This window comes from Hyphomicrobium sp. (assembly GCF_047600905.1).
Taxonomy (GTDB): Bacteria; Pseudomonadota; Alphaproteobacteria; order Rhizobiales; family Hyphomicrobiaceae; genus Hyphomicrobium_B.
Genome location: NZ_JASGKD010000001.1, coordinates 721,310 through 747,717, shown reverse-complemented (window position 1 = coordinate 747,717; position 26,408 = coordinate 721,310). Strand labels below are relative to the sequence as shown.

At 58.4% G+C, this 26,408-nt stretch carries 25 protein-coding genes; 7 read left to right on the top strand and 18 right to left on the bottom strand.

Features of this window, described 5'->3' with window-relative positions:
• Positions 1–2: 2 nt before the first annotated feature.
• The 4 genes from QM780_RS03765 to QM780_RS03750 are packed head-to-tail and all read right to left on the bottom strand — an operon-like array spanning position 3 to position 3,079.
• On the bottom strand, positions 3–971 hold the full coding sequence (locus tag QM780_RS03765; protein WP_415069155.1) for an aliphatic sulfonate ABC transporter substrate-binding protein: 969 nt from the start codon (positions 969–971) through the stop codon (positions 3–5).
• A complete protein-coding gene (locus QM780_RS03760) occupies positions 968–1,837 on the bottom strand; it encodes an ABC transporter ATP-binding protein (protein ID WP_415069154.1) in 870 nt (289 codons plus the stop codon). The genes QM780_RS03765 and QM780_RS03760 overlap by 4 nt, the downstream gene beginning before the upstream one ends.
• Positions 1,834–2,640, bottom strand: a complete 807-nt coding sequence (locus QM780_RS03755) for an ABC transporter permease (protein WP_415069153.1) — start codon at positions 2,638–2,640, stop codon at positions 1,834–1,836. Before QM780_RS03755 ends, QM780_RS03760 begins: the two co-directional genes overlap by 4 nt.
• 7 nt (positions 2,641–2,647) lie before the next feature.
• A complete protein-coding gene (locus tag QM780_RS03750; protein ID WP_415069152.1) occupies positions 2,648–3,079 on the bottom strand; it encodes a RidA family protein in 432 nt (143 codons plus the stop codon).
• 262 nt (positions 3,080–3,341) lie between these two features.
• On the opposite strand from QM780_RS03750, the gene QM780_RS03745 reads away from it, so the two are divergent.
• From QM780_RS03745 to QM780_RS03730, 4 genes are all read left to right on the top strand, one after another.
• Entirely contained in the window at positions 3,342–4,736 is a 1,395-nt protein-coding gene (locus tag QM780_RS03745) for a PLP-dependent aminotransferase family protein (RefSeq protein WP_415069151.1), read from the top strand.
• Between the two features lie 120 nt (positions 4,737–4,856).
• The gene (locus QM780_RS03740) at positions 4,857–5,717 is read left to right on the top strand and encodes a helix-turn-helix domain-containing protein (RefSeq protein WP_415069150.1); all 861 of its coding nucleotides are present in this window, start codon (positions 4,857–4,859) and stop codon (positions 5,715–5,717) included.
• A 155-nt stretch (positions 5,718–5,872) separates the two neighbouring features.
• Positions 5,873–6,853 (top strand): ABC transporter substrate-binding protein, encoded by a 981-nt coding sequence (locus QM780_RS03735; protein ID WP_415069148.1) that lies wholly within the window; start codon positions 5,873–5,875, stop codon positions 6,851–6,853.
• A gap of 37 nt (positions 6,854–6,890) precedes the next feature.
• Positions 6,891–7,814 carry an acetamidase/formamidase family protein gene (locus tag QM780_RS03730; RefSeq protein WP_415069146.1) on the top strand — a complete coding sequence of 308 codons (924 nt, stop codon included), beginning with the start codon at positions 6,891–6,893 and terminating at the stop codon, positions 7,812–7,814.
• 72 nt (positions 7,815–7,886) lie between these two features.
• Here QM780_RS03730 and QM780_RS03725 read toward each other — a convergent pair whose 3' ends face one another.
• From QM780_RS03725 to QM780_RS03680, 10 genes are read right to left on the bottom strand one after another with little or no spacing between them, the layout of a single operon-like run.
• The gene (locus QM780_RS03725) at positions 7,887–8,723 is read right to left on the bottom strand and encodes a F0F1 ATP synthase subunit gamma (protein WP_415069145.1); all 837 of its coding nucleotides are present in this window, start codon (positions 8,721–8,723) and stop codon (positions 7,887–7,889) included.
• Positions 8,720–10,213, bottom strand: a complete 1,494-nt coding sequence (locus QM780_RS03720) for a F0F1 ATP synthase subunit alpha (protein WP_415069144.1) — start codon at positions 10,211–10,213, stop codon at positions 8,720–8,722. The genes QM780_RS03725 and QM780_RS03720 overlap by 4 nt, the downstream gene beginning before the upstream one ends.
• Positions 10,206–10,934, bottom strand: a complete 729-nt coding sequence (locus QM780_RS03715) for a F0F1 ATP synthase subunit delta (RefSeq protein WP_415069143.1) — start codon at positions 10,932–10,934, stop codon at positions 10,206–10,208. Before QM780_RS03715 ends, QM780_RS03720 begins: the two co-directional genes overlap by 8 nt.
• Positions 10,931–11,176, bottom strand: coding sequence for a F0F1 ATP synthase subunit C (locus tag QM780_RS03710; protein WP_013948059.1), 246 nt, complete (start codon positions 11,174–11,176; stop codon positions 10,931–10,933). Before QM780_RS03710 ends, QM780_RS03715 begins: the two co-directional genes overlap by 4 nt.
• On the bottom strand, positions 11,173–11,868 hold the full coding sequence (locus QM780_RS03705) for a F0F1 ATP synthase subunit A (RefSeq protein WP_415069142.1): 696 nt from the start codon (positions 11,866–11,868) through the stop codon (positions 11,173–11,175). The genes QM780_RS03710 and QM780_RS03705 overlap by 4 nt, the downstream gene beginning before the upstream one ends.
• Positions 11,865–12,167, bottom strand: a complete 303-nt coding sequence (locus tag QM780_RS03700; protein WP_415069141.1) for an ATP synthase subunit I — start codon at positions 12,165–12,167, stop codon at positions 11,865–11,867. Before QM780_RS03700 ends, QM780_RS03705 begins: the two co-directional genes overlap by 4 nt.
• Entirely contained in the window at positions 12,143–12,430 is a 288-nt protein-coding gene (locus QM780_RS03695) for an AtpZ/AtpI family protein (RefSeq protein WP_415069140.1), read from the bottom strand. The genes QM780_RS03700 and QM780_RS03695 overlap by 25 nt, the downstream gene beginning before the upstream one ends.
• Positions 12,427–12,840, bottom strand: a complete 414-nt coding sequence (locus QM780_RS03690; protein ID WP_415069139.1) for a F0F1 ATP synthase subunit epsilon — start codon at positions 12,838–12,840, stop codon at positions 12,427–12,429. The genes QM780_RS03695 and QM780_RS03690 overlap by 4 nt, the downstream gene beginning before the upstream one ends.
• Positions 12,837–14,246, bottom strand: a complete 1,410-nt coding sequence (atpD, locus tag QM780_RS03685) for a F0F1 ATP synthase subunit beta (RefSeq protein WP_415069138.1) — start codon at positions 14,244–14,246, stop codon at positions 12,837–12,839. Before atpD ends, QM780_RS03690 begins: the two co-directional genes overlap by 4 nt.
• A 12-nt stretch (positions 14,247–14,258) precedes the next feature.
• Complete coding sequence (locus QM780_RS03680) at positions 14,259–15,338, bottom strand: alpha/beta fold hydrolase (RefSeq protein ID WP_415069137.1); 1,080 nt, start codon at positions 15,336–15,338, stop codon at positions 14,259–14,261.
• 426 nt (positions 15,339–15,764) lie between these two features.
• Here QM780_RS03680 and mprF point away from each other — a divergent pair, with 426 nt between their 5' ends.
• Complete coding sequence (mprF, locus tag QM780_RS03675) at positions 15,765–18,383, top strand: bifunctional lysylphosphatidylglycerol flippase/synthetase MprF (protein ID WP_415069136.1); 2,619 nt, start codon at positions 15,765–15,767, stop codon at positions 18,381–18,383.
• A gap of 89 nt (positions 18,384–18,472) precedes the next feature.
• Positions 18,473–19,771: a virulence factor family protein gene (locus QM780_RS03670; RefSeq protein WP_415069135.1), complete on the top strand. Its 1,299-nt coding sequence runs from the start codon at positions 18,473–18,475 to the stop codon at positions 19,769–19,771.
• A gap of 182 nt (positions 19,772–19,953) precedes the next feature.
• On the opposite strand, the gene QM780_RS03665 is transcribed toward QM780_RS03670, so the two are convergent.
• The 4 genes from QM780_RS03665 to QM780_RS03650 all read right to left on the bottom strand — a co-directional run bounded on the left by QM780_RS03665 (position 19,954) and on the right by QM780_RS03650 (position 25,176).
• Positions 19,954–22,176 (bottom strand): family 2A encapsulin nanocompartment cargo protein cysteine desulfurase, encoded by a 2,223-nt coding sequence (locus tag QM780_RS03665; protein ID WP_415069134.1) that lies wholly within the window; start codon positions 22,174–22,176, stop codon positions 19,954–19,956.
• The gene (locus QM780_RS03660) at positions 22,163–23,074 is read right to left on the bottom strand and encodes a family 2A encapsulin nanocompartment shell protein (RefSeq protein WP_415069133.1); all 912 of its coding nucleotides are present in this window, start codon (positions 23,072–23,074) and stop codon (positions 22,163–22,165) included. The genes QM780_RS03665 and QM780_RS03660 overlap by 14 nt, the downstream gene beginning before the upstream one ends.
• 93 nt (positions 23,075–23,167) lie before the next feature.
• Positions 23,168–24,112 carry a serine O-acetyltransferase EpsC gene (epsC, locus tag QM780_RS03655; RefSeq protein WP_415071963.1) on the bottom strand — a complete coding sequence of 315 codons (945 nt, stop codon included), beginning with the start codon at positions 24,110–24,112 and terminating at the stop codon, positions 23,168–23,170.
• Between the two features lie 59 nt (positions 24,113–24,171).
• Positions 24,172–25,176: a sulfate ABC transporter substrate-binding protein gene (locus QM780_RS03650; RefSeq protein ID WP_415069132.1), complete on the bottom strand. Its 1,005-nt coding sequence runs from the start codon at positions 25,174–25,176 to the stop codon at positions 24,172–24,174.
• 228 nt (positions 25,177–25,404) lie between these two features.
• Between QM780_RS03650 and QM780_RS03645 the strand changes: the two genes are divergently transcribed.
• Positions 25,405–26,337: a CysB family HTH-type transcriptional regulator gene (locus tag QM780_RS03645; RefSeq protein WP_415069131.1), complete on the top strand. Its 933-nt coding sequence runs from the start codon at positions 25,405–25,407 to the stop codon at positions 26,335–26,337.
• The last annotated feature ends 71 nt before the right edge of the window (positions 26,338–26,408 follow it).

Genomic DNA, 26,408 nt, shown 5'->3' with positions numbered 1-26,408 from the left:
GCCTATTTGCCTATGAACGAGGGATTGAAGATGTTCGACGTATCGACGACGCCATCGTTGACTTTCACCTCTTTGAAGAAGGCAGCAAGCTCCTTTCCGACCTCGATGGCCGGCCCTTTCATCTGAGTGACGTTCTCGGACGCATCATAGAGCTTCACCTTCGGCAGCATGTCGAGCACTTCCTCGGGCTTGAGTTCCAGGGATTTTGCTGCGATTTCCGAAGCTGCTTTCGGATCGCTGATGGCGAGTTCATTGGCCTTGTTCAGAGCTCTGAGAAACGCCTTCGTCTCGTCAGATTTGTCCTTCGCCGTTGTATCGCTGATGGCGACGACATCGAGAATGAGGTTCGGCGCCTCTTTCGACGAGAAAATGACGTGGCCTTTCTTCTCGCCTTGGACTTTAGTGATCCAGGGCTCCCACGTGACGGCTGCGTCGAGTTTTCCGGCTGCAAAGGCCGCACCGGCGTCATCTGGGTTCATGTTCGTCAGCTTGATATCGCTCGGCGTCAGTCCGTATTTGGTCAGCGCTTTACGCAGCAACAATTCGTTGCATTGGCCTGCTGTTGCAGCCACCGTCTTACCCTTGAGATCCGCTGGCGTCGCAATATCGGATTTAGCCAGAATGGCGTCGGCGCCGGCGGAGGTATCCGTCATGTAGACGATCTCCAGCCGGCCGGGCGCCTTGTCGAGCGCAGTGATGACGCTATCGGCGGTCGTGAAATGGGCATCGAGCTGACCAGCGAGCAAGGGCGCGAGACCGTCACCCGGCGAGCTGAACGATTGCATCTGAAGATCCAGGCCCTCGTCTTTGAAAAAGCCTTTCTCCTTCGCGATGAAAAGCGAAATGTATCCGATCCAACTGTTGTAGCCCACCTTGTACGGTTTCAGCGCGTCGGCGTGCGCTGGAGACCACGCGGCTACCGAGAGCATAAGAACAAGTCCGGCAGCAAAAGCTCTGAATGCTGGTTTCATTGTCTTTCCTTTCGTGCATTGTGCAGTTGATCGGAGACGTTAGGCTGCTGCGCCTGCAGCAACCGTTGCATGTAATCGTCGCGGTGAGCGTCGGACTCGTGCCTCAAAAGCCCCAGCATGTGACGCTTGAGTGAGATGAACTCTGGTGCGAGTTTGAGATCGAGCGTGCGGACCTCACCGAACGGCACGGAGATATCGTCGATGATCCGTCCAGGGCGCGGCGAGAACACCAGCGTGCGCGTCGACAGAAAAAGCGCTTCGTCGACGTCATGCGTCACCATCAGCACCGTGGTGCCTTCGTGGCGCGTGAGAAGTGCTGTCAACTGTTGAATTTCCTCGCGCGTCTGAGCGTCGAGAGCACCGAACGGCTCATCCATTAAAAGTATCGCCGGGCGCGGAAGCAGCGCGCGCGCAATGGCAACGCGCTGCTTCATCCCCCCGGACAGTTCGCGCGGATAAGCATCCGCAAACGCTTCCAGCCCCATCAAATAGAGAAGCGCGTCGCATCGCTCTTTCGCTGATTGCAGGCTTCCTCCGCTTTCCCGAAAGGCTTTCAGCGTTGCGCTGAAAAGAATGTTCTGAGTGACCGTGAGCCACGGATAGAGCGTGTAATTCTGGAAAACCATGCCGCGGTCGGCGCCCGGGCCGACGGCCTGACGGCCGTTGATAAACATATAACCGCCAGACGGCTCTTCGAGCCCGGCCAGGATAAACAGCATCGTCGTCTTGCCGCATCCCGAGGGACCAATCAGCGTCACAAACTCGCCGCGATCGACCTTGAACGACGTCGGCTGCAGCGCTTCGACACTGCCTTTATCGGTACGATAGACTTTCGAGACGCTCTGAACCTCCAGGATCGGACTCATTTCCCGCTCTCCGCCCATTTGAAGAGCCTGCGGTTGAGTGCGCGAAACATCAGATCGAGCAGCAATCCGATTGCACCAAGCAAGAGCAGATAAACCCAGATTTTCGGCGTTTGCAGAAATCGCGAGAATTTCAGAATGCGAAACCCGAGCCCTTCGTTGGCAGCGACAAGTTCAGCAACAATCAGATACGTCCAGGCCCAACCATTGCAAAGTCGCAGCGCATCGAAAATTCCTGGCATCGCCGAGCGCCAGAGAACCTTGCGGATGATCTCGCCCTGCGTCGCCCCAAGCGTCTGAGCGACTTGCAGCAAGTCATAGGGCACACGACGAACCTCGTCTGCGACCATGAGCACGAGTTGGAAGTAGGTGCCGATGAAGATCAGCGCCCATTTCGACTCCTCGCCGATCCCAAGCGTCACCATCAGGATCGGAATCAAGGCCGGAACCGGAACATAGCGAACGAATTCCGTGACCGGCTGCATCAGTGCTTCGACTGGCTTGAACGAACCGATCAAAATGCCGATCGGAAGCGCGGCGATGGCCGACAGCAAAAAACCGATCGTAACGCGCTCGAAACTGATCCACAGATCCGACCAAATTGTTTGATCGCTGAAGATCTCCGCCATCGTGTGCGCGACGGTGAGCGGCGATGGCAGGAAAATAGGATCGACGACGTTCGAGGCGCTGACGATCCCCCAGATGATAAGACACAGACCAAACCCGACGATTGCCAACAGACGATACCGCCGCGCCGGAATACTGCGTCGTAGCTGGAATGCCGCATCCGTCCCGTTCGCGCTCATCGAACATTCACCTCTCTGCCGAGCGAATGGATCGAAAGGCAACGAGATCGACCTCAACCCGAGCACCTCGGGCAAGTGCGGTCACGCCGATGCACGTCCGCGCCGGCAGCCGATCGGCGGGAAAATAGCTCGAATAGATTTCGTTGAAGCGCGCGTAATCTTCCTCGAAGTGAGTCAAGTAGGCGCCAGCCCGCACGACGCTTGACCAGTCGAGGCCAAGCCCCGTCAGCACGACTTGCAGATTGGTCATCACGCGATGCGTCTGCTGCTCGATGCCCGTCGGAATCGGACGCTCGGGCTCGCCCGGATAAGTCGGCATTTGCCCCGTCACATGAACGAAGTTTCCCGCTTCGACAGCGTGCGAGAAGGTGGCAACCGGTTCAGGTGCGTTCGGCACCATGAAGAATTGCAGCGCCGATGTCGCGTTATTTGCAGACATAGAAAGATCCATACAGCCGAAATGTCCGACACCGAATTTGCAAGGCATGTGCCATCGACTTGACTGTGAACGACCCCTGGCCGCCAGCAAAGAATAATGAAGAAATGCTGGATTTTCTTTCGAAACGAGATGCTCGAGCGACGTAAAATATCCGCTCGCCTGCCCAACAGAAGAGCTAGCTGCATCTAATATATGCAGACAAAGCATCTTCACGGCAGCCTGAAAATCCATACAATGATCTCACGCAGCATTTGCAAATGCCATGAAATGGATTGCCGAAATCAAGCGCCTGAGAGGGCCGCGCTACATCGCAATTGCCGATGCCGTCACGCGCGCAATCGACGATGGCGAGTTGTTGAACGGCACGAGACTTCCGACCCATCGCGCCCTCGCCGATGAACTGGAACTCGACGTTACGACGGTGACGCGCGCCTATTCTGAAATACAGCGCCGCGGTCTGGCCGAAGCACGCGTCGGCCAGGGCACGTTTGTTCTTGCGCGGCTTCCAGATTCTCCCGCTTCGCCGTCCGCGATGCCGCCGCAAAATGCACCGTTCATCGATCTCTCACATAATTTTCCGGCCGGCGCGCCACCGCTTCCGAACTTGCGCGAGTTGGCAAACGAAGTTGCACGCGACATCGACTACGGCGCGCTTATCGGCCGGCAAACGGACATCGGCATCGTTTCGCATCGGGCCGCCGGGGCCACGTACCTGGAAACACTGGGAATCAAGGCCGGGAGCGACGACGTCATCGTTTGCGCCGGAGCACAGCACGGCATCGCGATTGCCATCGCCGCCCTGACACAACCCGGCGAAAGCATTCTCACGGAGGCGACGACATTCTATGGCGCACGCGCCGCCGCCCGTCTGCTCGGCCGTAATGTCATCGGTGTCGCCATGGACGACGACGGCTTGCGACCCGATGCTTTGGAACTGGCTATCCGCGCCAGCGAGGCTCGCGTGCTCTATTGCACGCCGAACCTGCACAACCCGACGACCACGATCATGTCTTCCGTCCGCCGGAAAGCGATCGCGAAGATCTGCGAGCGGCACAAGATTGCGGTGATCGAAGACGATGTTTACGGATTTCTGCTATCGCCGCGACGCGATCCATTATCGGCGCGGCTTCCGTCGCAAGCGATTTATATCACAAGCTTTTCCAAGAACTGCGGCCCCGGCTTGCGCATCGGCTACATGCGTGTTCCCGAGCAATGGCGACGACCCATTGGTGCAGCACTTCGCGCCACGACTTTGATGGCGGCGCCGATCGAAGCAGAGATCGTGGCTCGCCTCGTGCGCAGCGGTCTCATTGTCAAGCTTGAGGACGCGCAGCGCGCGCGCAACATCGAACGGCAACGCATCGTCGAGCCAATCTTCCGCGGTCTGGACTATTCTTCGAAGCCGAATGCGTTCCACGCTTGGCTCTACATGCCTGCCGGATGGCAAAGCGAAGTCTTCGCAGCTGAAGCCAAACTCCGCGGCGTCGGCGTCAGCCCGGCCGCGTTTTTCAATCTCGATCCGAAGATTGGCCCTGACGCTGTAAGGGTATGTCTCTCCGCAGCGGAGTCCAACAGCGCTCTTATCCAAGCCGCAAAAATTCTGGCCGATTTGGTCGCTGGCGGTAATCCATGGGCCGCCAACTCCGGGCTTGGCTAAAGCGCAGACGCCGCACGCAAATGCCTAATCGTTGAACACAGTGACGCGTTTTTGCAGTTGGCGGTCGCGCCATCTGTCCATAATCTTCTGGAGTTCGCAGACGGTCGAGATCGCGAAGCAATGGCAAGTCTAATCCCCGCAACCGTTCACGTCCGGGAATCCTGGCAGACGGCAGGCGCCGTGCCATTGCGCATCGATATTGTCGATTTTTCAGAAGGCAATAGCGGCGACGCGCCCGGTAATCATTTCGTCCTCTGCTTTGTTCTACGAGGATGCGGAGACATTCGGTCCTCGTTCAACGGATTGAAGCCCCGCAATCAATATTTCCGCGCCGGAATGTTTGTGCCGGTTACACCTCCCGACGTCTCCGCCGATTTCTGGATGAGCGCGCCGATGCGCCACCTGATGTTGACCGTTCCGGAAGCGACTTTCGCGCCTTGGAAAAGCAGCGATGCCAATCCCTGTCAAAGCATGCCCCATGAGGACGGCTTCGAAGACGCACTTCTTTCGGAAATCGTGCGGGCCTTCTGGCGCGAGGCCAAAGAAAACAACGGCAACGGCATGCTCTATGCCGATTCATTGCGTATGGCACTTGCGGCGGCCCTTATCCGCCGCGCCAACGACGGAACAGCCCAGCACCAACGCACCCGCCGCCTTTCCCGTTCGGAACTGGCATCACTTCAAGACTTTCTGTCCGATCGCCTCGATGACGATGTTTGCCTCGCAGATTTGGCGACGCACGTGCAAATGAAAGAGCGCTCCTTTGTAAGCGCCTTTAAATCGGCCACCGGCCAGACGCCCTACCAATACCTCATCCGGATGCGCGTCGAACGAGCGAAGGATTATCTCGCCAACAGCAAGATGACGCTGTGGGAGATCGCCGACGCCACCGGATTTGTCGATCAAGCGCATCTGACGTCAGTGTTCCGCCGCCATATGGGACTGCCGCCCGCGAAATATCGCGCGAGCCTGAAATTCTGACGCACTCAGAAATTTGCACCATCTTGAAAGTTTGCGCTTTCTTCCAAGACGCCGAGGCACCGCGTCGATCATCTTTTGCGAAAATCAGTCGCCACCGCCGGGCAAGAAGGTTTCCGGCTTCGTTGCGGCACGCGAATAGCAACAGGAGACTGTCGATGGTCGTCGGAAATGTATCCCGCCGCTCGGCGCTTGGCATCTTTGCCGGAGCGACCTCTGTCTTGGCATTCGGCTCGAAACTCTCCGCTGCCGATGCACCGCTGAAAGTCGGGATTCCGATCTGGGTCGGCTGGATGCCGTTCTGGATCATGGATGAAAAGAAGATCGGCGATAAACATAAGCTCAACGCGGTTCTCACTCAATTCACCGTTCAGACCGATGCCCGGCAAGCGCTCGCCGCTGGAAGCCTCGATGTTTGCGCCCTCAACACCGCCGATGTGCTCGCCATCGATGCGGTGTCGCCCGTGGCAAGCGTGATAACGCTGACCAACGCGTCGGCAGGTGCCGATATCGTCATTGCCCGCGGCCTAAACAAGCTCGCGGATCTCAAAGGCAAGAAGGTCGCCCTCGAGATCGGATCCGTCAGCCATTTCTTCTTCAGCAAGGTGCTTGAAAAAGCCGGACTGACCGAAGACGACGTCAATATCATCAACATGTCGGCCCAGGACGCCGGCTCAGCCTTCGTTGCAAAAGCTATCGACGTGTCGGTGACTTGGGAACCGTTCGCCTCGCAAGGTATCGCATCGGGCGGCACTGCGCTCATCACGAGCAAGGATACGCCTAATCTCATCATCGACATCATTTCCGCCCGCAACGACGTTCTGAAAGCGCGGAAGGATGACGTCAAACGTCTTCTCGATGCCTGGTACGATGCCCTCTCTTTCGTTGATACGAACAAGGATGAGGCTTTCGCGATTATGGCGAAGCACTCCGATGTGAAGGTCGACGAATTCGCCGGCATGTGGGCCGGCGTGAAAATGTATTCCCGTCCAGAGAACATCGAACTGATCGGCACCGCGGAAAAACCCGGCCCTTACGCCGACGCGGTCAAGGCGATGTCGAGCTTCATGGTCAAATCGAAACTTATCCCCCACGATGTCGCCCCCTCGTCGATGATCGATGGCAGTCTACTGACCTGATGATTTCGATTTCAATTGCGACCGGATGCTCGTCACAATGGGTTCAAGCTCCTGCCACTGCCTGTCCGAAAAATGCATTCACAAGACTTGGAACAGAAAGCAAAAGCCCCTCCTCTTCATCAAACCGGGCGATGAAGTCACGATCACGTCGCCCGACGCGTCCAATGGCGAGATTACGCGAGCTTCCACGACGGCAGACATCTCGAAAATCGACTATCGCCGTCTCGATCCGTTGGTTGGCCCGGTCTATGTCGAAGGCGCGTCGCCCGGCGATGCGCTTGAAATAGAAGTACTGGACTTGAAGATCCTGAGTTGGGGATGGAATGCCTGCCTCCCCGATTTCGGGCTCTTGTCAGACGAAATCACCGATCCCTATCTGAAAATCTGGGAGCTTGATCGTGATCACATCGAAATGCCCAATGGAGCCAAATTCAAACTTCGCCCCATGATCGGTTGTATCGGCGTAGCGCCGGGAGAGGACGGCGATTACGCCTCCATCACGCCGACCAATGCCGCAGGCAATATCGATGTTCGCTATCTCGGAGTGGGCGCAAAGCTTTACGTGCCGATCTTCAATGACGGCGCGTTGCTCTCGGCCGCCGACGGACACGCTATTCAAGGCGACGGCGAAATCAACGGAACGGCCATCGAATGCCCGATGGAGATGTCACTCCGGATCAACTTGATCAAAGGCGCGGGGATCGAGGCTCCTGAGATCTTGACTGTCGATACTTTCGCGGCCGAGGAAGGCTACCGCATCTTCACCGGGATTGGGCCGGATTTGATGGCGGCCACGCGAGAGGCCGTGCGCCGCGCAATCCCAGTTCTTGCCCGTTCGCAAAATGTCAGCGAATTGGAAGCTTATGCCATGCTCGGTCTGGTAGGAGAATTGCGGATTCACGAAATCGTCGACAAGCCGAACTGGGTCGTCGGCTGCATGCTCCCAAGGCGGCTTTTTTGATGCCTTCAGCCGTCTAAATTAAGCGCGCCAGGTCTGACGAGTTTTTCCGACGGCTCTCCTTTCCTCCAAGCACTACCGGCTCTCCCCTCGCTTTCGATCTCCAACACGACTTGCCCCCAACTCTATAATTTCCGCCGTGATTTCTTCCTGGCGAACGATTTGACTTCGAGCCTGCAGACCTGCGAGCTGCTTTTGAATTTCGCGATAAGCCGACGCCATCGCTTCCATGCGCGCTTCGTTCTCCGCAGCAAACGCGTTCAACGCGGCATCGCAGAGTTGAGCATGGATGTAGTCGGCGGTCAGGCTTGCAAGAATCTTGGCAGGCTCGAGGTTCAGCAATGGCGGATCGCCCGCGGCGGCAGAAGAAAATGACTCGGCGCCGAGCGGAAAGAGCCGACGCTTTTCGAGACCATCGTGAGAGAACCAGGCTTCCAGACGCCTCACGCCGCCGCTCGCGATCCGTCTGTAGAGTTCTTCCACCAGCCGGTCCGCAAAACGCGGAATAGACGCCGGATGCACAGGCAATGCGCCCTGCCAGACAGGTTTCAGACCGCGCTCGGCCGAGAGCATTGCGCCTCGCGTGCCGACAATAAAAACTTCGGCCTGACGCAAGTCGTCCACGGCTGCGTCGAGCAACCGGCGGCTGAAAGAACCCGCAAAGCCCTGCTCGGCGAGAAACAGCACCACGATGCGGCGGTGGCCAGTCTCCGAGCGATCGCGCGCCGGCAGCAACGCCAGCATACGTCCGATGGCGAAGGCAAGGCTTTCAGCATAGATCTTGACCGCACTGACGCCGCCCCGCGCTTGTTGTGCGCGCGCTCCTGCAATACCGCGCATGGCGTTTACGACAGACCCAAGTTCTCGGATGCTCGTGATGTGCGCATTGATGTCCGAAAGACGCTCGCTCATGGCGCGATGGCTTTCAGCGCCGAGCGCAGCTGACCTTTACCGAGTTCGTCGAGAGCACCCGTCGTTTCGATCTGCCGGAGGGCATCCTCGGCGCCATTGCTGAATATATCTTTGATCTTGGCGCGCGCCTCTCCCATTTTTTCGATCGGCGTATCGTCAAACAGGCCGTTCTGTACGGCAGTGACGAGCGCGACTTCCTCGCTCAACGATAAGGGAGCCAACTGCGACTGAGCAAGGATCGCCCGGATTCTCGCACCGCGCGTCAGTTGTTGCTTCACTCGCGCGTCCGGCACGCCGCCGAACCGCGTGAACATCTCGAGCTCGAGAAATTGCGCATAATCGAGTCTCAGCGTTGCGGCGGCATCGCGCAAGGCACGCGCCTGCGTCTTGCCGCCGACGCGGCTGACGCTTAAGCCCACATCGACGGCGGGCTTTTGCCCTTCGTAGAAGAGCTTCGCATCCAACACGATTTGCCCATCGGTGATCGAGATGAGGTTTGTCGGAATATAGGCGCTGAGGTTTCCTGCGTCCGTTTCGGCAATGGGTAGCGCCGTCAGAGACCCGCCTCCCTTCGCTTTCGAGAGTTTCGCCGCCCGCTCCAACAGTCTCGCATGAACGTAAAAGATATCGCCCGGATAGGCTTCCCGTCCCGGCGACTGATGTGTGAGCAGCGCAATTTCCCGATGACATGCCGCGTGCTTGCTCAAATCGTCGATGACGATCAATGCGTGCTGACCTCGGTCACGGAAATATTCCGCCATGCTGAAGCCGGCGAAAGGCGCGATCCACTGTAAACCCGGCACAGCAGCCGCTTCAGCGACGACGACGATCGTTCGCGCAAGCGCGCTGTGCGATCGCAGTGCATCGATGACCCGGGCGACGCTTGCGCTTTTCTGCCCGATTGCCACGTAGATGCAAACCACGTCGCTTGATTGTTGGCTAATGATCGTATCGACCGCGATAGCGGTCTTTCCGATTGCGCGATCGCCGATAATGAGTTCACGTTGTCCGCGTCCCAGCGCAAACAGGGTATCGATGACCAATGTACCCGTCTGGACCGGCTCGGTGACAAGATCGCGGTCGATGATGCTTGGCGCCGGTCTTTCGACAGGCAATGTTGTCTTGGCTGCGAGGGCATCCAAGCCATCAAGTGGCCGCCCGAGCGGATCGACGACGCGCCCAAGCAGTGTTTCGCCGACCGGCACGCGGACCACGTCTCCTGTTCCGAAGACTCGTTGTCCCGCCTCGAGACCGACGGCGTCGTCAAGAAGAACGCAAGCGATGCGATCGCTATCGAGCGTCTGCGCAAATCCAAGCTGACCGTTTTCGAAGCGAACGAGTTCATCGAGCCGAACACCGAACAATCCCGACACAAGCGCTATGCCATCCGCGGTGCTTTCGACCCTGCCCACTTCCTCGGTATAGGGCCCAATGGGCGCCGACGCTGCCTTCTGCCGGGATTTGGCGAGCCAAGCCTCCGCGTCAGTCATTCTTCAACTCCGCGCGGATGCGATTAAGATCATCACGCCAGTTGTTCGCAATCACCACATTCGGCGTATCGAGGAGAAATCCGGCGATAAGTTTTGGATCGATTGCAAAGGTAAGATCGACCTCAGTCTCAAATGCGGAACCGAGTATCCGTCGACATTGCGATTGCTCCGGATTGGTCAGTGCCGACGCACTGATAAGCTTCATCGGTTGTCCGGCGAGCGCTTGTCGCCGCGTTGAAGGCAACGACATGATCTGCTTGCGCAGAGCATCCAGAAACCCGGATTCGATGGAGTCGGTGTCGATTCTCGCCAGCAGCCGCGCCGCGATGTCGACCGCGAGCGACGCCGCCTGGTCTTGCATGACCTTCGTCGCTTCCGCCTTCTCCTTCGCGGCCGCTTCCTGATGCGCCGACCGCAAGACGTCGATCTCTTTTGCTACGCCCTCGATTCGACGTGAGCGCTCACGCTCGGCTTCTACGGCAGCTTTCGCCAATATCGATTCGCGCTCTCTTTCAATGCCAGAACGCTCTTGATTGACCGACGCCAGAACCTTGTCGGCCTCGACACGCTTGGCCGCTGCCCGGTTCAGATCATCCATCGCCTCGGCGCGTCGCGCGTCGAGCATCGCCGAGACCGGCTTCCAGAAAAAGCGCTGAAGCAGCCAAACCAGAACAGCGACATTGATCGCCTCGAGGCCGAGGGTCCACCAGTCGATCGTCATTTCAAAAGCGGATTGGCAAAGAGCAGCAGGAGCGCAATGACGAGGCAATAAATGGCCATCGTCTCGATCATCGCCAGGCCGACGAACAAAGTGCGTGAAATCGTGTTCGCTGCTTCAGGCTGACGGGCGATCGCATCCATGGCGGCAGCAACGGCGCGGCCCTCGGCAAGTGCCGGACCGATCGCTCCGAACGAGACCGCCATTGCGGCCGCAATGATGCTGGCAAAGGAAAGCCAATTCATTTCGTCATCCTTTCATCCGGATTTTTCATGGGAGATCCTTCGCTGATGGCGCCGGCGATGAACACCATGGCGAGGACGGCAAAGATGTAAGCCTGCACGGCTCCGGTCAGCAGATCGAGCGCCATCAATGGTATCGGCACCAGTAAACCCGCCAGAGATAGAACGATGCCGATCACGAAGACACCGCTCATCACATTTCCGAACAGACGCACCAAAAGCGAAAACGTCCGCGTCAGGCTCTCCGCAAAATTCAGCGGGATCATCAATGGCGTCGGCGACGCGAATGTCGACAGATAGCCTTTCACGCCGCTAGCACGTATGCCAAAGTAAATGACGGCAAGAAAAACGAGCAACGCAAGCGCTGCATCCGTCTCTAGATGTGCAGTCGGCGGCTCGATGCCCGGAATCAGCTCCGACCAGTTCGCCACAAAGATGAAAACAAACAGCGTGCCGATGAAAGCCCGATAAGGTCCGGGCTCGGCCTGCATCGTGTCCTGGATCTGCCCATCGACCGTCTGCACGATCAGTTCGAGGAATGCTTGAAATCGCGATGGCTGCAAAGACAGTCGCCGGGTCGCGACCAACGCTCCGCCAGCAAGAAATGCCATGATCGCCCACGTCACCAACACCGGCGCCGTAATCGGGACCGGGCCGATGTGAAAAAGAACGTCGAGTGAAAGCGGTGATTTCACGATGCGGCCCTCAGCACAAAATGCCGGGCCGCAAGAAAGCCGATCATTGTCAGCAGCAGCGGCAATGCCCCCTCGAAGATGGCGACAAAGGCCAACGCCGATACAAGAAGGGCAAAGCGCAATCCCGTCCAGCTTAGCGCCGCCAACGCGCTCTCTTGAAAAAGATGCGCACTTTTCCACACGCCATAAAAATAGAGCCGGCCGATGCCAAAACCCACGACCGAATGAAGCAAAAATAGCGCCGCTTGTAGCGCGCCCGGCAGTTCAGCAAAGCTCATGCGTTGTTCATCCATCTCCATGCCGACCAGCATCCGAGCGCGAGGCCCAAGAGCAAAAGCGGCGCCGTCCAGAACAGACCGCTGGCGAATTCGCGGTCAAGCCAGCGACCCGCGAACAATCCGAGCAGCATCGGCGTAACGACGATCCAACCCAAAAAGCCGATTTGGGCGAGACGCTTTGCCACCGTCTGCTCGCCTTCGCGCAGCCAGCGGCTATGACGTTCGCTTCGCAATCGGGTGCTCTCGGCAAGGGGATCCTCATTGGGTCCGCGCTCGTCGCTCATGGCGCACCGCCCCGACCATCCGGCCGAAGCCGCTGCATGATCCTGCGAATGGCTGCGAGTTCGAGCTGCGTCCCGCCAACGCGCTCGTCGCGCTCGGAGTCGAGATCATCTCGAAATTTGGAAAGCACGACATCATGAAGCGTTGCAAGATCATCGCCTGGAACGGCTTCACGGGTGGTCACCGAAATGACGCCGCCTCGGCTGACACTCAACAGTCCGCCCCGCACGGCGCAATAATGCCGTGTGCCGTCGGCGCGTTGCCATTCGACGACCGAAAGCGTAAGCGCCGTCAGGAAGTCCGCATGTCCAGCGAGTATCCCAAAGCTTCCGCTATCGTCTTCGGTTCGAACTGAAACAATCGCACCCTCGTCGACGGCGACCGTCAGCGGCGTGATGATGCGTAGTTTCATCCAGCTGCTCCCGGCTGCTTTTCCTTGGCGCGTGCGTCATCCAGCGTACCGCACATATATAGCGAACTTTCGGACCAATCATCCGTTTCGCCATCGAGAATGGCGCGACATCCCGCAAGCGTATCTTTCCGCGAGACACTCTTTCCCGGCAGCCCCGTAAATGCCTCCGTGACCGAGAACGGTTGACTGAGAAAGCGCTGCAGACGGCGCGCGCGCTTGACGATCAAACGATCCTTCGAGCCGAGTTCGTCCACGCCGAGCAAGGCGATGATATCCTCTAGATCCTTGAAGCGCGCGAGCATTTCGCGAACACGCTCTGCTATTTCATAGTGCTCGCGCCCGACGATCAGCGGATCAAGCAGAACCGACGACGACGCTAGCGGATCGATCGCGGGATAAAAGCCTTGAGCGGCAAGACTGCGAGACAGCATGATCATGCTGTCCATGTGGGCGGAGATCGCGGTAACAGCCGGATCGGTGAAATCATCGGCAGGGACGTAGACCGCCTGAATCGCCGTCACCGCAGCACCGGCGACGGAAGCGATGCGCTCTTCCAGCGCGGCGACCTCGCTAGCCAATGTCGGCTGATAGCCGACACGCGATGGCAGACGTCCGAGCAGGCTCGATATTTCGCTTCCCGCCTGCACGAACCGGAAGACATTATCCATCAGCAGCAGAACGTTCTGATGGCGTGTATCGCGAAATTCCTCCGCAATCGCCAGCGCCGTCATTGGCACGCGCCAGCGCGCCCCTGGCGGCTCGTTCATTTGGCCGTAAACGAGCACCGTGTGAGGTAGAACGCCGGAACTGCGCATGTCCATCAACAATTCGTGGCCCTCGCGGGACCGCTCACCAACGCCAGCGAAGACCGAGATACCGCGATATTTCTCGGCGGTGGCGTGAATGAGTTCCATGACCAGAACGGTCTTGCCGACGCCTGCGCCACCAAACATAGCGCCCTTCCCGCCTCGCGGCAGAGGCGCGAGCAGATCGATGACCTTGATGCCGGTTTCAAACAATGTCGAAGCGCCGGTCTCGTCTCTGAGACGCGGAGGCACCGCATGGATACCGCGCGTGGGCACGTCGATCGGCAATGGCGCGCCGTCATCACCGATCGTGCCGACGACATCGAGAAGACGGCCCAAAACGGCCTGACCCACGGGAACCGAGATGGCATGTCCGGTCGCCTGCACGATTGTGCCGCGCTTCAGACCGGATGTTGACTGCATCGCAACTGCACGCACCGTCTCGGGATCGAGATGGCTGTGAACTTCCAATACTAGCCGCCCCGGCCTGTCCCATGCCACATCGAGTGCGGTCTCAATACCGGGAAGGCCACCGGTGAAGCGAATATCGACGACGGCTCCGCGAACGGCGACCACTGTTCCATTCAGTTGAGGCGACATATCAGCGGCTAGCTACATTCGAATCCACTTTACGATACCCGGCCATTTTTCTTTCAGGGTATGCGAGCCCATGAACAGCCCGATATGTCCGCCGGGAACGGTTTGCTTGGCAATCTGCGCCGGCGGCGTCCCAATATATTTGCTGGCGTCGAGAACCTGCTCCGGCGTGGTGATATCATCAGCCTCGCCTGCCAGAAGATAGGTTGGACACGTGATCGAACGTAAATCCAGTTTTCTGCCCAGCGCGATGAATCGACCCTTGGCCAGACGGTTCTCCTTGAAGATCTGCGTGATCACCTGGAGATACCAGCGGCCCGGAAGGTCGAGCGGGTTTTCGTACCAGCTCTCGAACTTTTCTTCCTTGGCGAGATAGGCCTGATCGTCGATGTGCTCGTAAAGATCGACGTAATTCTTAAAATAGTGCTCCTCGGGATGCATGTTCTTCCAACCCTGAAGCATAAAGCGGCCCCGCATCAGACCACCACCGAGACTTACAAGCTCCTCGTAGAACGATATTGGATACGTGTGGGCCATTCGTTTGATCGGGCCGTCGCCGGCGTCAGTATCAATCGGCGCGCCCGCGAGCACGAGCTTGTTCACTTTTTCGGGAAAACGGGCGGCGATCATCGCGGCGAACCAGCCGCCCTGGCACAGACCGATGAGATCGACTTTGCCGCCGAGGTCGTCGATCGCCACGACGAGAGCGGCAAGATAGTCGTCGACCTCGAGGTCTTTCATGTCGAGCGTCGCCGATTTCCAATCGGTCAGCACAACATGCTCGATACCGCCGGCCATGAGCGTTTCGACGAGACTTTGACCTTTATTGAAATCGGCGATCATCGCGGTATGGCCCGCGTAAGGAGCGATAGCCAGCGCGGGCATACCGGCCTGAGTGCCATAGTCGCGCAACGTCATCTCGCGCAGATCGAGGCGAACTTTGTTTGGCGTCGCCAGCGCCGGCTTCAACCCGGTATCGAGCTTGACCGCTTCATCGATGAACTTCAGATTCTTCGCGTAAATTTCCGCGCCGTCTTCGGCCAGCTGCTCCGCCAACGCCATCGGCCAAAAAGCGGGCACGCTGGACAGCGGCATTGAACACTTTTGGCTCGCACGCTTGCCAAGAGCCGCACACTCTTTTGGTTGACTTTGTGAGCTGGACATGTCGCGCCTCGTCTAAGGCTTCAAAAATTCAGCTTATATTATGCGCGCAATTCCTTCAGGCCTTTGGGCGAGATCAAAGTCAGACAAAATTTCCCTTGTATAATTATCCTGCTTTGGCGCGGTCTCGATCACGCCGAAAGTCGCAGGGCTTTCGTGTCTGCCCGGCAGAAAATTTGACAGAGCTTTGCTCGAAAGTTTCAGCATACGAACGGGCCGCAAGACGGCAAGATCCGTTCATAGATCGAACATCCTCTCCCAAAGTTTTCTCACAAGATTACCAATACCTAACTTTCTTCGGCCTTTGGGTCGCGCTAGCACGGGCGCAGACGAACATTCCCCGGCGGACGGTACGCTACAATGGCTGAGAAGCAGAACGAGGCTCCGCAGCCGACGGCGCCCGGCCGAGGTCTGCTCGAACGGATCGATTGGTCTGTGGTCGGCGCAATCGTGGCGCTTGCCACCTTTTCCTATGCCGCGACGATCCTCTATCGAAACCTCGAAGATATCTCGTGGCCTCAAGTCAGGCATACGATCGCGACGTTCCCGATCTCGCATCTCTTGCTGGCCGTATTTTTTACGATCCTCTCGTATGCCGCGCTCGTCGGCTACGACTTCATCGCGTTGCGCGTGGTCGGAGCCGGTCGGGTGCCGCTACGGATCACCGCGATCACGTCCTTCATCAGCCACGCAGTGACGTTCACGTTCGGCTTCGGCGTGCTGACCGGCGGCGCGGTGCGTTTGCGGCTCTACCGCGTCTGGGGCGTCGATACCGACCGGATTCTCGGCATCGTCATGCTCTGCGCCTTGAGCTTCTGGACCGGCCTGGCGACGATTGCCGGCATCTGTCTGGCGCTCGATCCTCAGCTTGTCGCCACTTTAGTGCATCTGAGCGTACCCGTGTGCCGGCTGGCAGGAACGGGCATTCTTGCCGTCATCGTCGTCTGGCTTATTTACGTCGCCATCCGCCCGATCCGGATTGAAGTCGGCAATTGGCGGCTGCCTCTGCCCGGAACCGGCGCTACGATCGCTGCAATCATCGTCGGCATGCTCGACGTCGCTGCGGCTGCGTCCGCCCTATGGGTACTGCTGCCGCCAGACCTGCACATCACCATGCCCGGCTTTTTCGTCGTCTTCGCATTGGCGACCGTGCTCGGAGTCGTCAGTCACGTTCCCGGCGGCCTCGGAGTATTCGATGCAGTCATTCTGCTCGGCATCGCGCCGCATCCCAACGGTGAACTCGTCGGATCGCTGCTGCTTTTCCGGCTGATCTACTACATCGCACCCGTGGTCGTCGCTCTGACCATGCTTCTTGTCCATGAAATGCGCAGCCGAAAGCTGTCAGCGCACGAGGACGACAGCACCTCCGCCACCATCATCGAACCTATCATTCCACCGCTTGCGGCCATCGCCACGTTCTCCGGCGGCTTGATCCTGGTGATTTCCGGCACACTTCCCGCCCATCGGCTGTGGCTCATCCGAGATTTCCTGCCTCTGCCCTTCGTCGAGGCATCGCACTTCATCGCAAGCCTCGTTGGAACAGTCCTGCTGCTGATCGCCAACGGTTTGGCGCATCGGCTGCGGTCAGCGTGGCAGCTTGCCATCATCCTGCTGCTGAGTGGATCTGTTTTCTCGATTACAAAGGGGTTCGATTTCATCGAGGCGCTCGCCTGCCTCGCGGCAGCGGTCATCCTGTATGCCGGACGGCGGGAGTTCTATCGTAAAGGTGGAGTGCTCGCCGGTAGCCTGTCGGCCTCCGCTGTTCTCGCCGTCCTGATCGCGATCGGCGCATCAATCCTAATCGGCCTCGCAATCTACCGTGGCGTACCCTATGACAATTCGCTGTGGTGGGAATTTGCGTATCACCAGGACGCTTCGCGCTTTCTTCGCGCGACCCTCGGCGCTTCGATCATCGTGATGATCATCGCTGCCTATCAAATTCTGCATCGCGCGCCGAATATTGTCCATAAGGCGTCGGCCGCTGAGTTGCAGCACGCCTTCGAAATCGCGCAGACATCGTCACAGGTCACCGCCGAGCTCGCCTTTACCGGAGACAAGCGTTTCCTGTTCTCGCAAAGCGGCGACGGCTTTGTCATGTTCGGCGTTCGCGGCGCCACTTGGGTCGCCATGGGCGATCCGATAGCGGAAAAGAGCACCGACCTCATCGACCTCGTCTGGCAATTCAAGGAAAGCGCCGATGCGCAACGGGGCACGCCGGTCTTCTATCAGGTGACGGCAGACCACCTCCCCATCTATCTCGACGCCGGGTTTTCGTTGATAAAACTTGGCGAAGAAGCCTGGGTCGATCTCGAAGCTTTTACGCTCGACGGCAAGGCCGGCAAGCGTCTGCGGCAGACCAAGACGCGCGCCGAACGCGCCAATATTGAATTCGAAATTCTTCCGGCAACCCTTGTTCCGAGATTCTACCAGCCCTTGAAACGTGTCTCGGATGCGTGGCTCGCACAGCGCGGCCATCGCGAGAAAGGCTTCTCCCTCGGCTTTTATAATCGGGAGTATCTCAAGCGCCATGACGTGGCCGTGCTTCGCCACGACAACCGCATTGTCGCATTCGCCAACTTCTGGCGGAATTCGGTTGCCTCTGCATGGACACTCGATCTCATGCGCCAGGTGCCCCAATCGCCCGAAGGCGCAATGGAATATCTTGTCCTCAAATTATTGGAGCAAGCGAAGTCGGAGGGCTATCGCTGGCTTAATCTTGGAATGGCACCGCTCTCTGGTCTTCCCGATCACCGCCTTGCATCGCGTTGGGCGCGCGTAGCCGGGCTTTTCTTTCGCTACGGCGATCGCCTCTATAATTTTGAAGGCGTCAGGATTTTCAAAAGCAAGTTCAAGCCCGAGTGGCGAACGAAATACCTCGCGTACGAACATGGCCTGCGCCTCCCCCAGACACTTTTCGACATTGCCTCCCTCATCAGCGCGAGCGCTCGCCGCTCATCATCCAATGGTCACCACGAATGATCCGGAAATTGCGTTCGATCGCCGCTGTCTGCTTTCTCGCCATTACATTTGAAATAGTATGCGCCATCGGGGGGCGCGCTGAGCCGACATTGAGTCAGCAAAAAATCATCACGGAAAAGCGGTTCGGCAATGTTCCCGTCCTTTGGTCAGGGAGCGATCCAAAGGCTTTCGTCGTGCTAATGGCCGATCCCGACGATGCTTCCGCCTCCTTCAAGCCCGTCGCCGATGAACTGGTACGTCAAGGCGCAGCCGTCGCCATTCTGGACCCCAACGTCGTGCGCGGAATTCTTTCGACGTCGCTGCCGGCAGGTCAATGCGATCGGCTGTTCGGCAACCTCGAAGACCTCGTTCGCCTTTCCGAACGCGCCCTGAACATGAAACAATGGGAATCGCCGGTCTTCTTCGGTTTCGGTCGCGCGGCGACTATCGCTTATCTGGCGCTGGCACAAGCGCCGCCCAACAGTGTCACTGGCGCCGTGAGTTCAAACTTCTCGCCTTCTCTCGCGGCCGATGCCGCGTTCTGCAGCGGAGCACCGCTAGTGAGCGCCAAAGACGGAACGTTCGTGTACGGCCCGGCCAAGCTCAACGGTCGATGGACTATTTTCGCCGAAGCTCCGAACGATCCTGTTTTCAAACCATTCGTCGACATGAACCCCGGCACCGAGATCGAACATGGCAATGCCGCCGACAAGTCGACGTTGCCATCCGTCATCAAAGCCGTCTTCGAGATGGCCGATGTCCGCAATGTTTCGATCAACGATTTGCCGCTGACCGAGCTGCCCGCGAAGAACCCGACCGGCCTTGCCATTTTCCTCTCGGGCGACGGCGGATGGCGGGATATCGACAAGCAAATCGGCGAAGCGCTTTCGGAGCACAACATTTCCGTCATTGGTCTCGATTCGCTTCGTTATTTCTGGGGCAAGAAAGATCCGCAAACGATCGCCGACGATCTTGAACGCATCGCGCGGCACTACGGCGATGCCTGGCACATCCAAGATGTCTCTTTGATCGGTTATTCGTTCGGTGCCGCCACCATCCCGATGGTGTGGGCGAAGCTCGATCCGGATCTCCAGCGCAGGATCAAGATGATCGTCATGATGGCGCCCGAGCCGGTCGGACGATTTGAAATGTCGATGTCGGGCTGGCTCGGCATTCACTCGTCCGACGACATCAGCTTGCGGCCTTTCCTGGCGGAGCTGCCGAAGGACAAAGTCACATGCATCTTCAGCGCCGAAGAAAAGAATGATGGCGATACTGGATGCACGCTGCCCGAACTCAAAAGTGCAACGCTGATCGAAAGAACCGGCGGTCACCATTTCGGCGGCGAATACCTCGACATCGCAAAGCTGATCCTCGATCGCTGGAAAGCCAGCCAAAGCCGCCACTAACGCGCCGCCTCGCTGAATATGGCAAGACGGCGCTTGACATGGCAGCGGCGGGAAAATCGCAGGTCTTCAGGGCGACGACCGGTGTTCAGAACTCAACCTTAGAATTCAACAGGTCCTCATTCGGGGATCTCATTCCCTGATCGCCATGGCGTCGAACGGGCTGCAAGCACCGTTTGCAATCTTCACAGATAGGCAATCGCCCTTTCGGCTTGGATGTCTTTGAGCGCGTCGACGAGGACGTCAATCTCGTCGCAGGTGTTGTAGAACGCGAACGAAGGACGGACTGTCGTCTCCTGCCCGAAGCGGCGAAGGATCGGTTGCGCGCAATGGTGGCCAGAACGAACCGCTATTCCGTACTTGTTGAGACGCGCGCCGATCTCTTCGCTCGGGATGCCCTTGAGCGTCAGTGAAATGACGCTCGCCTTTTCGGGCGCGGTGCCGATGATGCGAAGACCCGGGATTTCCTTCAACCGGTCGGTCGCATAGACAAGCAGCTTGTGCTCATAGTCGGCGATGTTGTGGATGCCAATACGGTCGACGTAATCGAGCGCGGCACCGAGACCGACGGCATCGGCGATGTTGCCGGTGCCAGCCTCGAACCGTTGTGGCGATTTATGGAATTCGGTCCGTTCGAACGTCACGTCGCGGATCATGTTGCCACCGGTCTGATAGGGCGGCAGCGTGTCCATCAGATCTTTCTTGCCGTAGACCACGCCGATGCCGGTCGGCGCGAAGATCTTGTGTCCGGAGAACACGAAGAAGTCGGCTCCGAGATCCTGCACGTCGACTTTCATGTGCGAGACCGATTGGGCGCCATCGACGAGCACGCGGGCGCCGACGCGATGCGCCATTTCGACGATCGTTTTTGCCGGCGTGATCGTTCCGAGCGCGTTCGAAACTTGCGTGAAAGCGACGAGCTTTGTGCGGGAATTCAGAAGCTTTCCGAATTCGTCGAGAAGAAGCGCACCGCAATCATCGACGGGAGCGACGCGTAGCTTGGCGCCTTTTTCGAGACAGAGCTGCTGCCATGGAACGATATTGGCGTGATGCTCGAGATTGGTAACGACGATCTCGTCGCCCGGTCCGATATGCTGGCGCCCGAAGGTTGCAGCAACGAGATTGATGGCTTCCGTCGCGCCACGCGTGAAGATGATTTCTTCTGCGGATCCGGCATTGATGAAACGCGCGACCTTGTTACGTGCGCCCTCATAGGCGTCTGTCGCACGGGCCGCCAATTCGTGCGCGGCGCGGTGGATGTTCGAGTTTTCGTGCTCGTAGAAATATTTCAGACGCTCGATCACCGCTCGCGGTTTTTGGGTTGTCGCAGCGTTATCGAACCAGATCAACGGGCGGCCGTTGACGGTTTCGTTCAAGATCGGGAAATCGCGCCGGACGGCGTACACATCGAAACCGCGGCCGCCGGTGAGAGATGGTGCCGACGCCGGCGATGCGCCCGCAGTCGTCTCCGTGAAAGGCGCGGTGGTGTTGAGAAAGTAGAAGTTGGACCCGGCGTCGCCTAGGAGCGCGCTGATCGGATCGGCCGCGAGAGGCGCGAGCAACGATTTCAGTTCAGCCTCGAAAGGAATGCCGATCAGATCGTAGCCAGACGTCGATCCGCCCGATCGAGGCGTTTCGATGCCGGTATGATCGTTCAGAATTTGTGCTGGCGGGGTAGCAGCCGGCGCTTCCGGCGGCGCCGTTCGGTCGACGCCCGGGAGAGCATCCGCCGAATGAGAACTTTCGGGACGCGCTGGAATGCCTTTCGATGCTCCGTATCCGGAAAGTGACGGACCCGCATCGACGCTGGTCGGAAGCGACCCGGTCGGAGTTCCGATCAAGGCGTTGACGTTCTTCAAATCGATGGCCGAAACATCGCGCGCAGGGATCGGATCAGCTGGTGCCGCAGGGATTGCGATGCCTGGTGCCGTCGGTTCGGCGGGAAGCGAGGACGAAGTCACATATCCGGCGTCGATATAAGGCGAGGAGCCAAAGCCTGGAAGCGAAGGTCCGGAAGGCGCGCCGGCCGGAAGCGACGGTACTCCTCCGCCAATCAGACCGAAAAGCACGCCTTGATCAATCGCAGACGTCTCGAAGGGTGAAGCTCCAGCGGGCCCAACGACCGACGTCGCGCCCGGCACCGGCGCCGGTGAAACGGCCGCTGCCGCAAGATGCGGAGCAGCGCTGCCGCCGACGTCGGTCGGAGATGCGCCCAAGCCCGACTGGGACGGACCAGCCGGATAGGCAAGCGATTGTCCGGGCAACGCCGCGAACAGTTCGTTGGCGAGCTTCGTCAATGTGCCGACGTCGGGCAGGCCTGCCGGCGGACGAACGCCGGCGTCCTGACCGAGTGCCGCGGCAGCAAGTGCGTCGAGGCCCGCGCTTCGTCCGAGATCAGCTGTAGGCATGGTACTTGGTCACATCCACGTTCTCGAGAACACCAACGGCATCGTCCGTCAGAATGGCAAGCGAGCAGTAGAGAGACACAAGGTAGGATGCGATGGCCTGATCGTTGATGCCCATGAAGCGGACGGACAGGCCTTTCGACAACTCGCCGGGCAAGCCGGGCTGGAACAGGCCGACGATGCCCTGCTTGGCTTCGCCAGTACGGATCAAGAGGATGTTGGTCTTGCCAGCCTTCACGTCGAGCTTGTCGGACGGGACCAGCGGAATTCCACGCCAGGTCAGGAAGGGCGAACCGAAGAGCGTGATTGTCGGCGGGGGAACGCCGCGGCGCGTGCACTCGCGGCCGAACGCGGCGATCGCCTGCGGATGGGCGAGGAAGAATGCCGGCTCTTTCCAGACTCTCGTGATCAGTTCGTCGAGATCGTCCGGCGTCGGCGCGCCGGTGCGCGTCTTGATTTTCTGCGACGACGCGATGTTCGGAATAATTCCGTATTCCTTGTTGTTCAGGAGTTCGCTTTCCTGACGTTCCTTGACCGTCTCAATCGTCAGGCGAAGCTGCTCTTTGATTTGGTTGTGCGGAACGCTGTAGAGATCGGAGACGCGCGTATGGATATCGAGAACGGTCTGGACCGCGCTCAGAAGATATTCGCGCGGGTTATCGACGTAATCGACAAATGTCTGGGGCAGGATGCGCTCGTCGCGGACCGAGCAGGCGACCTCGACGCTGTCGGCATCTTTGACCTTGTTCACGCGATAGATGCCGGCTTCGACCGGAACCCAGCTCAGAAAATGCACCAGCCAGCGCGGCGTGATGCTCGACATCTGTGGGACGGTCTTCGTCGCATTGGCCAATTGCCGAGCGGCAATATCACCTAACGCTGTCTGGACTTCATCTGCCATGGTCAACCTATTCTCTGCTATATTGGAGAATTAAATTCTGCGTATATGCTTATCCGCAGAACGAATAAGGGCGTCAACGACGTTATATTGGAACTAAATACCTGCGCCGTGATCGAAGGTCTCGCTGCGTGGCTGCGCTTGCACGATCGTGCTGCCGGCCGGCACGCCACGCGTAAGCCAGACGTTGCCGCCGATCGAGGATCCGCGCCCGATGGTGATCCGTCCGAGGATTGTCGCACCGGCGTAGATCACCACGTCATCTTCGACGATCGGATGGCGCGGCTCTCCTTTGACGAGAGCGCCCTGTTCATCGATGGAAAAGCGTTTGGCGCCGAGCGTCACGGCCTGATAGATGCGCACGCGCTCGCCGATGACTACGGTCTCGCCGATGACGACTCCGGTGCCGTGATCTATGAAGAAGCTGCCGCCGATTTGCGCGCCGGGATGGATGTCTATACCAGTTTGTGAATGCGCGAGTTCCGCGATGATGCGAGCCACCACTGGGGCGCCCAACGTGTGCAAAGTGTGCGCGATGCGATGATAGATGATGGCCTTCACGCCTGGGAAACTGAGAAGTACTTCTTCGGTGCTTCGCGCTGACGGATCGCCATCGTACGCAGCGCGAATATCGCTCTCCAAAAGTTCGTAGGTGTCGGGAAGAGATTGCGCGAACAGTTCCACGATCTTCTCGGCGGCGTGCGGTGGCCGTGAGCCACTAGTCCGCCCATTGTCAACAAAGCCGTGCTCGCGCCGGATCTGCTCGGCCAGGAGATGAAGCGCTTCGTTCAGGGTGCTGCCGACAAAGAAGGTGAGCCCTTCTTCACTGTGATCGACGGCGCCGGCGTGCCGCGGGAAGAGAGACGCATAAATCCTGCTCACAACCTGTTGCAGCAGTTCTGGCGAGGGTATGGGTGCGCGGCGATTTCCGGCCGAAACGACACGAGTGCTTCGGCGACGGGCATCGCGCAGTTCGGAGACGATCGCGTCGATGTTCCATAAGGGGTCGAGGCGATCGCCGGACTCCGTTTCGACTTTGATGCCGGGCGTCAGATCGTTGGCCACAGATTTATTTCCCGCTGGCACATGCATTACTCAGATTAATTTTGCTTTGCGGTGATCTGATCGTAGATGCCGCCGTCGGCGAAATGAATCTTCTGCACCTCAGCCCACGGACCGATCTTGTCTTCGACAGAGAAGGTGCGGATTTCGGGCAGGTGCGCATCCTTCAAGATTTCCGCGTTTTGCGGACGGAAATGATGCTTGGCTATGATCTTCTGGCCTTCGTCGGAATAGAGAAAATCAAGATAAGCCTTGGCGATCTTCTCGGACTTGCGCTTCTCGACGACCGGCTGAACGATCGCGACGGGAGGCGCCGCTTCGATGCTCACCGATGGGTAAACGATATCGAAATCGCCGCCCGCAACCTCGGCCTTGATGAGGGCTGCCTCGTTCTCGAACGAGACGAGGACGTCGCCAATGCCGCGTTGCGTGAAAGTCGTCGTGGCGCCGCGGCCGCCGCCGTCGAAGACGGGAACATTGGCGAAAAGCTTGCCGACGAAATCGCGGGCTTTCTCTTCAGAACCGAACTTCTCCTTGGCATAGCCCCATGCGGCCAAATAAGTGTAGCGGCCGTTGCCCGAGGTCTTCGGGTTCGGAATGACGACCGAAACGCCCGACTTCACTAAGTCATCCCAATCTTTGATCCCCTTCGGATTGCCTTTTCTCACAAGGAAGATGCTGGTTGTGGTGTAGGGCGCGGCGGCATGAGGAAACTGGCCTCTCCAGTCGCTGCCGATCACGCCCTTTTTCGCCAGAAAATCGAGATCGGTCGGCTGATTGAGGGTGACGACGTCGGCTTCGAGACCTTCGGCGACTGCCTGAGCCTGCTTGGTCGATCCGCCGTGCGATTGCTTCACCTCGACATCCTCTCCGGTGGCCTTTTTCCACGAAGCGGAGAAAGCGGGATCGATATCTTTATAGAGTTCTCTTGAGACGTCGTAGGACGCGTTGAGAATGGTTGTGCCGGCGAAGGCCGTAACGGGGTTCGTGAATGCAAATGCCAGTGCAATGCCAAGGCCGGTCGCTGCTCGTCGGCTGATCATGCCAGTTTTCCTGTCTCGAAATTTTCCTCAAAGACGGTTTTTCCAAAGCAGCGCCTGCAAGCAAACGAATAAAAAATCACAAGCTTAGTCCCCAGTCGCTGGGGCCTAATCAGAAACATTCATAAGCAAAGAAGAATTTGTTTCATTCTCGATTCTGCAAACACGGATAGCTTGCAAACATCCCAGACGTCCGACCTCGTCGGCCCGGCGGATCAGAGGCCCTCGTTCATGAACTTTCAGCAACTCAGGATCATTCGGGAGACGGTACGGCATCGGTACAATCTCACCGAGGCCGCCAATGTGCTTTTCACCTCACAATCCGGGGTGAGCAAGCATATCCGCGATCTCGAGGAGGAGCTTGGCGTCGAAATATTCGTACGGCACGGAAAGCGTCTTCTGGGATTGACGGAGCCCGGAAAGGAAGTCTTCAAAATCGTCGAGCGCATGCTCGTCGACGCTGAAAATCTAACGCGTGTGGTCGCGGACTTTTCCCAGGGCAACGACGGCTTGCTGCGCGTTGCGACGACGCATACACAAGCGCGCTACACGCTACCGCCCGTCATCGCGCGATTCAAAGAAGCGTTTCCGGATGTTCGACTCAACCTGCAGCAAGCAAGCCCGAAAGATCTTCCCACCATTCTGTTGGAAGGTTACGCCGATATCGCGATCGCAACCGATACGCTCGACGATCATCCCGGCATCGTCGCGTTTCCCTATCACACCTGGGATCACGCCGTGGTCGTGCCACGCGACCATCCGCTGACCAAGGAAAAGACGCTCTCGCTCGCTTCGATCGCGGAATGGCCGATCATCACGTACGACGAAGGCCTGACCGGACGGCGTCGCATCGATCAAGCTTTCGATGCCGCCGGAGTTACGCCAGATATTTCGATAACAGCGCTCGATGCCGACGTGATCAAGGCTTATGCTGAACTGGGGATGGGAGTTGGGATCATTGCGTCCATTGCATATGATAGCGACTACGATCGAAAACTCGTGAGGCTTGAAGCTCCAGGATTATTCGCCTCGAGCACATCGAGCATCGCGATTCGACGCGGGCGGCTGCTGCGAAGGTATGCTTACCGCTTCATCGAGCATTGCAATCCGGAGATCACCGAAGACGCAATAAGATCTGCAGAGGTCGCGCTTCCGACCGACTGAAACGGGCCTGCCGCACCTGATGATGATCGTTACTACGGCGGAGCTGGTATTGGTCACCGGCAACAGAACTT

Bases quoted from the DNA above. Each gene is read 5' to 3' on its own strand.
- QM780_RS03765 (WP_415069155.1), bottom strand. From the start codon at position 971: ATGAAACCAGCATTCAGAGCTTTTGCTGCCGGACTTGTTCTTATGCTC.
- QM780_RS03760 (WP_415069154.1), bottom strand. From the start codon at position 1,837: ATGAGTCCGATCCTGGAGGTTCAGAGCGTCTCGAAAGTCTATCGTACC.
- QM780_RS03755 (WP_415069153.1), bottom strand. From the start codon at position 2,640: ATGAGCGCGAACGGGACGGATGCGGCATTCCAGCTACGACGCAGTATT.
- QM780_RS03750 (WP_415069152.1), bottom strand. From the start codon at position 3,079: ATGTCTGCAAATAACGCGACATCGGCGCTGCAATTCTTCATGGTGCCG.
- QM780_RS03745 (WP_415069151.1), top strand. From the start codon at position 3,342: ATGAAATGGATTGCCGAAATCAAGCGCCTGAGAGGGCCGCGCTACATC.
- QM780_RS03740 (WP_415069150.1), top strand. From the start codon at position 4,857: ATGGCAAGTCTAATCCCCGCAACCGTTCACGTCCGGGAATCCTGGCAG.
- QM780_RS03735 (WP_415069148.1), top strand. From the start codon at position 5,873: ATGGTCGTCGGAAATGTATCCCGCCGCTCGGCGCTTGGCATCTTTGCC.
- QM780_RS03730 (WP_415069146.1), top strand. From the start codon at position 6,891: ATGGGTTCAAGCTCCTGCCACTGCCTGTCCGAAAAATGCATTCACAAG.
- QM780_RS03725 (WP_415069145.1), bottom strand. From the start codon at position 8,723: ATGAGCGAGCGTCTTTCGGACATCAATGCGCACATCACGAGCATCCGA.
- QM780_RS03720 (WP_415069144.1), bottom strand. From the start codon at position 10,213: ATGACTGACGCGGAGGCTTGGCTCGCCAAATCCCGGCAGAAGGCAGCG.
- QM780_RS03715 (WP_415069143.1), bottom strand. From the start codon at position 10,934: ATGACGATCGACTGGTGGACCCTCGGCCTCGAGGCGATCAATGTCGCT.
- QM780_RS03710 (WP_013948059.1), bottom strand. From the start codon at position 11,176: ATGAATTGGCTTTCCTTTGCCAGCATCATTGCGGCCGCAATGGCGGTC.
- QM780_RS03700 (WP_415069141.1), bottom strand. From the start codon at position 12,167: ATGGAGATGGATGAACAACGCATGAGCTTTGCTGAACTGCCGGGCGCG.
- QM780_RS03695 (WP_415069140.1), bottom strand. From the start codon at position 12,430: ATGAGCGACGAGCGCGGACCCAATGAGGATCCCCTTGCCGAGAGCACC.
- QM780_RS03690 (WP_415069139.1), bottom strand. From the start codon at position 12,840: ATGAAACTACGCATCATCACGCCGCTGACGGTCGCCGTCGACGAGGGT.
- atpD (WP_415069138.1), bottom strand. From the start codon at position 14,246: ATGTCGCCTCAACTGAATGGAACAGTGGTCGCCGTTCGCGGAGCCGTC.
- QM780_RS03680 (WP_415069137.1), bottom strand. From the start codon at position 15,338: ATGCCGCTGTCCAGCGTGCCCGCTTTTTGGCCGATGGCGTTGGCGGAG.
- mprF (WP_415069136.1), top strand. From the start codon at position 15,765: ATGGCTGAGAAGCAGAACGAGGCTCCGCAGCCGACGGCGCCCGGCCGA.
- QM780_RS03665 (WP_415069134.1), bottom strand. From the start codon at position 22,176: ATGCCTACAGCTGATCTCGGACGAAGCGCGGGCCTCGACGCACTTGCT.
- QM780_RS03660 (WP_415069133.1), bottom strand. From the start codon at position 23,074: ATGGCAGATGAAGTCCAGACAGCGTTAGGTGATATTGCCGCTCGGCAA.
- QM780_RS03650 (WP_415069132.1), bottom strand. From the start codon at position 25,176: ATGATCAGCCGACGAGCAGCGACCGGCCTTGGCATTGCACTGGCATTT.
- QM780_RS03645 (WP_415069131.1), top strand. From the start codon at position 25,405: ATGAACTTTCAGCAACTCAGGATCATTCGGGAGACGGTACGGCATCGG.